The organism is Sphingomonas sp. STIS6.2 (assembly GCF_000732685.2).
Taxonomy (GTDB): domain Bacteria; phylum Pseudomonadota; class Alphaproteobacteria; order Sphingomonadales; family Sphingomonadaceae; genus Sphingomonas; species Sphingomonas aerolata.
In genome coordinates, this window is the sequence record NZ_JPDP02000130.1 from 1 (window position 1) to 1,438 (window position 1,438).

The 1,438-nt window shown below is 64.6% G+C and carries 2 protein-coding genes; both read left to right on the forward strand.

The window, feature by feature from the left end; translation table 11 throughout:
* Positions 1 to 806 (forward strand): sensor histidine kinase (locus sphst_RS14075; RefSeq protein ID WP_199848984.1); only part of this gene is annotated, 806 nt, incomplete at its 5' end.
* Positions 807 to 830: 24 nt separating this feature from the next.
* A complete protein-coding gene (locus tag sphst_RS14080) occupies positions 831 to 1,271 on the forward strand; it encodes a ribosomal maturation YjgA family protein (RefSeq protein ID WP_199848985.1) in 441 nt (146 codons plus the stop codon).
* The last annotated feature ends 167 nt before the right edge of the window (positions 1,272 to 1,438 follow it).

A 1,438-nucleotide genomic window follows, 5' to 3' on the forward strand; every position in this document is an offset into this window, starting at 1 on the left:
CGCTGGGCGACGCGACGCGGGCGGTCGCGAGCGGCGGGGGTTCGGTGCCGCCTGCCCCGACCACCGCCGCCGTCGAGATCCAGGCGCTCTACCGAGACTTCGGCGTAATGGCCGAGGCGATCGAACGGCGCTCCCGCTACCTGCGCGATTTCGCGCACGCGGTCAGCCATGAGTTCAAGACTCCCCTGGCCGGGATCGGCGGTGCGGTCGAGTTGCTCCAGGACCATCCCGACATGGGCGCAGCGGATCGCGAACGCTTTCTCGCCAACATCGGCGAGGACGCGGCGCGCCTGAACCGGCTCGTCAGTCGCCTGCTTGACCTCGCCCGCGCCGACATGGCCGAGATGGTTGAGGGTGCCGCCACCGACCTGTCCGACGTCATGCACCGTGTGGCGGATGCCTTCAGCGGCGCCGACTTCGACATCGTACCGGAACCGGCCGCGGGGCTGCCGAGCGTCGCTGTGCCGCCAGCGGTGATCGAAACGGTGATGACCGGCCTCATCGAGAACAGCCGACAGGCCGCAGCATTCCGCGTCTCGATCGCAGCGCGGGCGTCAGGCGAGTTTGTAGAACTGGCGTTCCGGGATGACGGTCCAGGCATCCCCCTGGGTGATCGCGACCGCATCTTCGAGCCCTTCTTCACCAGCCGCCGCACATCGGGCGGCACCGGACTTGGGCTGCCAATCATCCGCTCGCTTCTCCAGGCGCACCACAGCACGATATCCCTAGACCGGGACAACGGTAGGGGCGCGGGCTTCCTCGTCACGCTGCCTGCATGCGCCGTCGTACCGACTCGGAAGGCATAGATGGTGCGGGGAAGGCCACTCGCATTGTCGGCGCTACTGATCGTCGCCACCATAGCGACTGGTCTTACGATCAGACTAGCGCCGCTCGGGCTGCCGAACGCCTTCGTCAAATATGGCGGATCGCTGATGTGGGCGCTAATGATCTACTGGATCGTTTCGTCCGTTCGCCCACTTTGGCAGCTCATGCGCGGCGCTCTCGTATCGAGCGCGATCGCGTTCTGCGTCGAACTGTTCAAGCTCTATCATACGCCGCTGCTCGACGCCTTTCGGCTGACCTTGCCCGGCAAGCTGCTAGTTGGGCGCGTGTTCTCGCTATGGGACCTGGTCGCCTACGCGGTTGCAATCGTCGTTGGCGTTATTGCGGACCATATGATCTGGTCCAGTATGCAGCGCCTGCCTTCTGCTGAGCGTCAGGATGAGCCGCGATTGGGAGCAATCGGGCCGGCCGACCAACAGCCTCGCTAGATCGGAAACACCACGGCTCTGTCGGCCTCGAGCCATCAACCGCCGTCTACGGCGGACGGTAGGCTTCCCAGCTTCGAACACCGGCTCATATTTGTACGAAAGGCGGCAGCGGTCCTCAAAACAAGATTACACCGACATTCGCGCGGTCTTTCCCGCTTTCCTACGTT